General features: G+C 53.5%; 6 protein-coding genes and 1 pseudogene. 2 read left to right on the forward strand and 5 right to left on the reverse strand.

Annotated elements, in window-relative coordinates:
- Positions 1 to 858, reverse strand: an 858-nt coding sequence (locus ACESLM_RS29995) for a GNAT family N-acetyltransferase (RefSeq protein ID WP_372638313.1), incomplete at its 3' end; no start/stop codon positions are given.
- 186 nt (positions 859 to 1,044) lie between these two features.
- Here ACESLM_RS29995 and ACESLM_RS30000 point away from each other — a divergent pair.
- Positions 1,045 to 1,593, forward strand: a complete 549-nt coding sequence (locus ACESLM_RS30000) for a MerR family transcriptional regulator (protein ID WP_372638315.1) — start codon at positions 1,045 to 1,047, stop codon at positions 1,591 to 1,593.
- Positions 1,594 to 1,806: 213 nt separating this feature from the next.
- Positions 1,807 to 2,718, forward strand: coding sequence for a polysaccharide deacetylase family protein (locus tag ACESLM_RS30005; protein WP_372638317.1), 912 nt, complete (start codon positions 1,807 to 1,809; stop codon positions 2,716 to 2,718).
- A 64-nt stretch (positions 2,719 to 2,782) separates the two neighbouring features.
- Here the strand turns inward: ACESLM_RS30005 and ACESLM_RS30010 are convergent, their stop codons facing one another.
- The 4 genes and pseudogenes from ACESLM_RS30010 to ACESLM_RS30025 all read right to left on the reverse strand — a co-directional run bounded on the left by ACESLM_RS30010 (position 2,783) and on the right by ACESLM_RS30025 (position 6,927).
- Positions 2,783 to 3,340, reverse strand: coding sequence for a class I SAM-dependent methyltransferase (locus ACESLM_RS30010; protein WP_372638323.1), 558 nt, complete (start codon positions 3,338 to 3,340; stop codon positions 2,783 to 2,785).
- A 66-nt stretch (positions 3,341 to 3,406) separates the two neighbouring features.
- A pseudogene (locus ACESLM_RS30015) lies at positions 3,407 to 3,529 on the reverse strand (carbohydrate ABC transporter permease); the annotation flags it as partial.
- 114 nt (positions 3,530 to 3,643) lie between these two features.
- Entirely contained in the window at positions 3,644 to 4,936 is a 1,293-nt protein-coding gene (locus tag ACESLM_RS30020; RefSeq protein ID WP_372638319.1) for an ABC transporter substrate-binding protein, read from the reverse strand.
- Between the two features lie 245 nt (positions 4,937 to 5,181).
- Positions 5,182 to 6,927: a DUF5605 domain-containing protein gene (locus ACESLM_RS30025; RefSeq protein WP_372638321.1), complete on the reverse strand. Its 1,746-nt coding sequence runs from the start codon at positions 6,925 to 6,927 to the stop codon at positions 5,182 to 5,184.
- Positions 6,928 to 7,451 lie beyond the last annotated feature (524 nt).

Genomic DNA, 7,451 nt, shown 5'->3' on the forward strand with positions numbered 1-7,451 from the left:
CAGGCTCGGAGACCGCTCCTCCAGGAAGGAGAGCAGCTGCATCGTGAAGTTTTCCGGGAAGACGGCGAAATCCGATTTATAGTCCGACGCCACGTCGACGTAGTGCTCGCACTGCGTGGCGAACTCCTCGAAGGAGTCGATCTTCTTCATCATGTACTGGACGACGCAGATTCGGACCGGGAAAGACATTTTATAATGCAGCTTGTCGATGCTTGGCTTGTATTCGATATTATTCCATTCCAGCAGCGCGGCGTAATTCTTGGAATCGGCGTCGTCGGACAAGTAGCCGGTAATGATCCGTTTCAGCGTGAACCCGTTCATCATCTGGAACGTCAGCACCGGATCGTAGATGTTCTGCTGCAGCACCTCTTCGGCGTACTCCCTGGGCGTCATGCGGTCGCTGTAATGGTGATAGCCGGGAATGCGCCCGCCGACGATGATGCTCTTCAAGTTCAGATGCTCGGCCAGCCGCTTGCGCGCCTCGTAGAGCCTTCTGCCGATCTTCATGCGCCTGTAGTCGGGGTGCACCATAACCTCCATCCCGTACAGGTTGCCCCCGCGCGGATTATGATTGCGAATATATCCCTTGTCCGTAATCTCGGTATACGTATGCTGCTCGAAATAATCGTCGAAGTTCACGATCAGGCTGGAGCAGGAGCCGATGATCTCTCCGTCGAGCTCGACGCAGATTTGCCCCTCCGGAAAAATGCGCACGTGACTCTCCAACTGCTCCGGCAGCCAAGGCGACATATTCGGAAAACAGCTGCTTTGAAGCTCGATGATTTTGGCGAAGTCCCGGCGCTCGATAGTGCGGATGATGACCTTTTTCTCGAATTGAGAGAGTGGATCGGTTGCCATGAGGTTGTGCCTCCAAATCGAACGTTTGCCTCTATTGTACCATGACATCGACCCTCGTATAATCCGGCCCCTCCGCGATTTTGCACTTTGTTTGGCGAATAACCACTACCTTTGTCACCCCCGCAGGGGGATGCGAACGAATCTCGAATAGGGTTAAAAAAGAACATTGCGATTGGAGCGAATGCGATGCGTAACCTGAAAACGAGAGAAGCGGCGGAACGTCTCGGAGTAAGCCAGACGACCGTCAAGCGCTGGGCATCTCATTACCCCTCTTCCTTCCGTAAAGACCCGCTGGGACACTATGTGTTCTCTCAGCGCGAGTTCGGCCTGCTGGAATATATCAAGAGCCAGATCGAGGGAGGACGCACGCTGGAACAGATCTCCCTTCCCGAGCCCCCCGCTCCGGCGAGTACGCCCGCGGCCTCTCCCGTCGCCGAGCCTTTCTCCGAAGGCAAGAGGGAGCTGCTGCTGCGCATCTTCGAGGTCGAGCGCTCCCTTGATCAGAAAGCGGACGAAGTCGTCTCCGCCCAAGTGCGCCAGCACCGCGCCGAGTTGGACGAGCTGCGCCGCACCCTCGTTCAGCTTGCCGCGGCCGTAGAGACGCTGGAGAGCCGGGCGGCGGCAATGACGGCGGCGGCCAGGAGCGAAGAGCTTCGCCTGCCTTCCGTCCAAACTCCTGTCCAGCCGGCTTCCCTGCCAGAAAGAAAAAGGAAACTGTTCCGAACCTTCTTCTAGAGGTTGTTCCGAGGACGAGCTTCCGACAAAAAGATTTAAAAACCGCGCCGAAATCCTCTAACTTTTTTCCCTCTCTTACGTCTAATAAGATAACCAAAGAGAACGGACAGCGTTATCGGTCGGCGCGCTCGGGGATGGGGATCCCAGTCGCGCCGGCCATCCCCGAGCGCCCCTCTTTTGTGGTTGGGATGAGGAAATGTGGAGGATAAGGCCATGTGGGGAAAACGACTAATTTCTGGGCGCGTTTGTCTTAGCGCGCTCTGTATCGCGATGCTGTGGGCGGCTCTTGCCGGATGTTCCCCGTTCCGGGAGTGGCAGGCCGTCGGTCTGACGGGAGGCGGCTCCGCCGATGCGGCGGCGATCGCTCCCGAGGCGACACCCGGCGAAGAAACGGCGGTTCTCGCGGAAGCGACGCCGGGGACGACGTCGCCCGATGCGGAGACGGCCGTCCAGCCCCCGAAGCAGGGCGGAAAACCGCTTCCTTCGCCGAATAAGCCGCAGGAAGACACCAAGCCGCGTCCCCGCGTCGCCTTGACGTTCGACGACGGTCCGGACAACAACTATACGGTGCGCATCCTCGATATTTTGAAGGAGTACGACGCCAAAGCGACTTTCTTCCTCGTCGGCACCCAAGTCAAGAAGTATCCGGACGTCGCCAAACGCATCGTCGAAGAAGGCCACGCCGTAGGCAACCATTCCTGGTCCCACGGCGACCTGACGAAGCTGTCCGTCAAGCAGCGGGCCGAGCAGATCGACAAAGCCCAGCAGATCATCGAAGAGGCGACCGGCACGCCCCCTCGCTTGATGCGGGCCCCTTACGGCGCCGTGTCGAAGGACGTGCTGGCGACGATCCACGACGACCGCATGAAGCATGTCGCCTGGACCGTGGATACGAAGGACTGGGCGGGAAGCTCCGTCGAGGATATGTACAAGAACGTCATGGCGAATACCAGCGACGGCGGGATTATTCTGATGCACTCCTTCGGAGGACGCAAGAACGCGCTCGAGCATACGGTCAAGCTGCTGCCCAAGATCATCGAAGATCTGCGGGCGAAAGGCTACGAGCTCGTGACGGTCGAAGAGATGATCGATTCCGGCGTGTACAAAGCCTCGGCGATTAAATAACGAATAGGGAGCCGTTCCCGGGTCGATTCAGACCCGAGGACGGCTCCCTATTTCGATAGGTAGTTCAAAAAGTTCGCTTTTGATCACGCAGCCTCTCGGGAAGCAGACTCGACGTCGCGCACTTATATACGTAGATTCGAGTCCGATACAGATCCCCGCACGTGATGACCCGCTCCGGCTGCCAGTCCGGCAGCGCGAAGCAGACGCTGACGACGAACGCACCCGGACTGAGCTGCTCCGCCAGCAGCGGGGAGAGACGTTTCATCGCGCCCGGGTACAGATAGCAGACGACGGCTCTCGCCTCCCGATAGGAGACGTCGTAGATATCTCCCTTGCGGAATGAGACGGAGAACCCGTCCGCATCGCCCGCTCTCCTCTGCTTCCGCGCAGCCAGCCAGGCCGCAATCTTCGACGCGGCAAGCGGGAGCGGCGAATTCTCCACTCCCTCTACCCTCCAACCTTTGCAGCGCTTTCCGAGATGGATGCCGAGCGTCCCCCATCCCGATCCCGACTCCACGAGCAGGCCGCCTTCCCCCGTTCGGTTCAATTCCTCGGCTACCGCTCTCCGTACGAGATACGACGAAGGCATCGGCGTAATGCCGTTGCGCCAGCTCGTCCACACGATCGAGGCCGCGGCCGGCAGAGCCGCCGCAATCGTCAGGGCGGTAAGCGCTCCGTAAATATCGATGAATGCCGTGTACGACAGCAGGATCGAAAGCGGGTGATCGATTAGACCGAGTTTTTGGAACAAGCTGAACAACGGAATCAGCGTAGAATGGACCGGAATCATGAGCCCGACCATGAACAACGAATACGTACGACATTGGCCGTTTTCATCGATTAACCTCTCCTGGTTGTATATAGGGATATTGATATCCGTTAAATCCGGCAGGTTTAAGGTTACGTCGCACGATCCAAGAACAAGTTACTTCTTTTTCTTGTAAGCTTGCGCCGCCTTCTCCATCTCCTCAGCAGCTTGGGCTGGCGTCCACTCGTTCAAAGCTACCTTGTCCTGCGCCTCGAACAACTTCTGAACTACTTCCTGCGGAAGCGCTTGATCGGTGATCAAAAATCCCCCATCCATTGCTGTCTCCAGCAGCAGCTGCACATGCGGGGATTTGGAGGAATTCTTGGTGCTCAGAGTTGCTGGCGTGCCGTAGGAGTCTAAATATTTATTGATGACATCAACGCTCGTCAGATACTCGCCAAGCTTGATGGCCGCCTCCTGCTTGGCGGGAACGCTCTCTACGTTGATTTGGAACATATCGGCGAACAGGGAAGGACGCCTTGGCGTCCAGTCGGACGGAAACGGAAAGACGTCGAATTTTGTGTTGTCGAAGCCTTCGCTGTTAATCGTTACGTCAAACCAGGTTCCTTCATAGATCATTCCCGCCTGCTCCTGAAACAACAGATCATCCGTCTCCGCCGGATCAAGATACGAGTATCCCTTTGGGAAGTATCCCTTATCCGTATATTCCTTCAGCTTCTCAAATGTCATGACGACGGCTGGATCGTTCCAGGAAGCAGACAGTGCATTCAGCTTGTCATGCAGCTCCGGCCCGGCAAAATGTTCCAGCAACTGCTCAGTGACGCGCATCGTGTGCCAGCCTCCCTTGCTTCCGAATGCAAGTGGAATAACACCTGCGTCCTTCAGCGTCTGAAGTTGGGATTCAAATTCGGCAAACGTGGACGGTGCCTTCAGCCCTGCTTTCGCGTACACGTTTTTCGAATACCACATGCCAAGAACATTTACGTGAAAAGGTATACCCGTTATCTTGTTGCCGAATGTCACCATGTCAAGCGCTGCCTTGCTGTAAGTTCCGGACCAGTTATGATTTGAGGCAACTTGTGTCAGATCCATCGACAAGCCGTACTCTGGATAGAAAGAACCGAGTGTTCCACCCCAAGTAAACCAGATGTCAGGAAGCGTCTTTGAGCTGGCCGCCACTTTTAAAGTCTCTTTGATCGGATCTGTATCGTACAGGGTCAGTTCAACTTCGATATTCGGATATTGCAACTTAAAATCGTCAATGGCATATTTTACCCATTCTGCGTTCAGCGTCCAAAAAGAAATCGTTACCTTTTCTTCGGTTTCGTTCTTGCCGTCCGATCTTCCCGCATTCGTGAAGCCCGCACCGCCGATTTCGCGTCCGGCGCAACTTGCTGCCAACAGCGAGAAGATCAGAATAAATATCCATCCCCACGTCCATTTTTTCATATCGGTAACCCTCCATGATTTTTTCCCTGCTAGATTCTCGTCTTCCGCCTCGAAGTTTCTATTCGGGAACCTTCCTATGAGCTTTCTCCCTTTCATTCTAGCTACATTATAATGGCGGTTGGCAGGCGTGGGGATAAAAGTTTTCGGCTATGACGGTTAAGTTTTATAATAAAAAATGAAGACCGGTTAGATCGCTCTAACCGGACTCCCCTTTCCGCTAATGCGGTACTAATTGCATGAAGTCCCTATTCATTCATTTTCGTTAGTCGTACAGCCATATACGGCCGACCCGGCAGCTCCACGCGGAATATTCCTTCATATACACCTTCTTGTCGTGTAACCGTCATATTCCAGGTATCGATCACATCGACATGATATTGAATGCCCGGCTTCATTCGGTACACCTTGAAACGCGGCTGATTGAAACCGTAATAATGCAGGATATACTCGTCTCGAATGCCGGCTGAAGGGGCGTCCCATGCGCCGGGAATCGGATTCCATCCATGAGCAGGTCCTTCTTCCATGAGGGTCTTTAGGAATTCGATCCTTTTGGGGCTGGCCCCGTGCAAAATGCCTCCCTTTGACCACCAGAGGATGTCTTCGTCGTGCACATATGTTTCTCCGTGCCCTACATATCCTCCGCGAATCGCCCCCTCCCAGAATCTCCGAACCATCTCCTCGCCGGTGATGTTCCCCCAACCGGCATCGATATCCCCTTCATACGCGCATTCGTCTATGACAATTGGCTTATTCCAACGGTCACGCCATTCGTTCGTGCTTTCGGCTGTCTTATACAAATCGATTCGCTGAATACTGCAATGCGTGACCCATGAACGTTCGTAGTCATAAAACGTCAACCCATTGTGGATGGATATCAGATGATTATATGGATCGTTCGCCTTGATGATGCTTGCAAACCGCTCCCAATCTTCCTCGCGCTTGGCCCACATGAAGTCATACTCATTGGCTAATGACCACCATACATTACGATATGCCGCTAACCGGGCAACCATATAGTTCAAGTAGCGGTCGTCGACACCCTTCTTCATTTCCTGAAATCCCCACCGGTCGTACGGATGGAAAAGAATGAGATCGGCTTCAATGCCCAGATCGCCAAGTTGTTCGATACGTTGTTCAAGATGTCTAAAAAAAATCGGATTCAGCCGGGTAAAATCCCATCCATCTTGCAGAGAACCTTCAAAGGGATAATGCTCCGGCTCGTTGGAATTATACGCATACGACTTCGGAAACACACACATACGGATTTTATTGAACGGCGATGCCGCCAGCGTATGTAATGTTTCTTCCTCGAGCTGTTCGCCTTGATGAGTCCAGGCATAACATGTCGTTCCTACGGGGATGTACCGGGTGCCGTCTTCATAACTAAAGTGAAACGTGTCCTTGACCCTAACCGGACCATGGTTCCAATCCCTCGTTTCGGAACAGTAAAATTCCCCTTGAATGCCATCCAAAGATCGTGCATTGCTGTATGTTCGATACAACCACATACCGTAAGTGTCCGGCATGAAACGGATGCGATAGATCCCTTCACCGTCATAAAATCCAGGTACCCTCAATGTACATTCGCCATGCGTAAATTCTGCATGCAGCGTAACATCGGTAAAGGGGTTGCCAAGTGCGGGACCGTGTAACGTGAATTCGAATACGTCCCATCTTCCTCCACGCCTGGTCATGCTTACCGGTGCGGAAGCGCGAACGACACTCTCATCCTCGGCAACCTCAAGTGGTGCAATTTCTCCAGAGTCTTCTTCCAGGACTTCAACGTCGGCGAGTTCCGCCAGGAGCGCTACAGCTCTTTCGGGTAGAAATCCCCATTCATCATTGGAATGAATCACTTTACCGAGTGTTTGCCATTTTAGAAAATCTAAGTGCGCCGATCCTGCAAGTTCAGGTAGATGGCGATTGAAAATAAGGGATGTCTGTTCGTTCTTTAATAGTTCACCAATGCGAGATTCCTCCGAGAATTTCAAGTCGTATCCTCCCACTATAAAGTAATGTTTTCTCCTGTTTTCTCGCTAATTCGCAGTATTTCAACTTCGACAATTGATGAGGCGTTGGTGGAGAAGGTGATCTGCACCAAGATTTTCTGTAAGAGCGTAGGCGGGAACAGAGTTTGGGATCGTTTTGGTTCCAAAACTGTGAGATGGTGAATATGATCGCACAGTGGATCTCCACATTCGCCCTTGGGGTTTACCCTCCCATGTCACGCTGGGTCTATGCCCTTACATTCCTTCGTTCTACCTCTCAAGGGGTGGATGCCGATTCTTGCTCCTCTGCGGGGTCGTTGCCCTTATGGATTGTTTTCTTCGGCTTCTCCGGTGCTTCCGTTGTCAGAGTTGTTTTCCTTGAATTCGCGTTATCCAGGTTCGTGCTTCTTTGCTTAAGCTGCCATTTGCTGCATCTGAGAATGTCGAACCGGCCCGATTACGTCTGCAGCGTTGTATTCCCTCTGTTTGGTCCCCAGCGTATGCAAGACCCGAATCAACTTCCCGCA

This window comes from Cohnella sp., assembly GCF_041641335.1.
GTDB lineage: Bacteria > Bacillota > Bacilli > Paenibacillales > Paenibacillaceae > Cohnella.

Excerpts from the sequence above, each read along its gene's own strand:
- ACESLM_RS30020 (WP_372638319.1), bottom strand. The coding sequence starts at position 4,936 with ATGAAAAAATGGACGTGGGGATGGATATTTATTCTGATCTTCTCGCTG.
- ACESLM_RS30005 (WP_372638317.1), top strand. The coding sequence starts at position 1,807 with ATGTGGGGAAAACGACTAATTTCTGGGCGCGTTTGTCTTAGCGCGCTC.
- ACESLM_RS30000 (WP_372638315.1), top strand. The coding sequence starts at position 1,045 with ATGCGTAACCTGAAAACGAGAGAAGCGGCGGAACGTCTCGGAGTAAGC.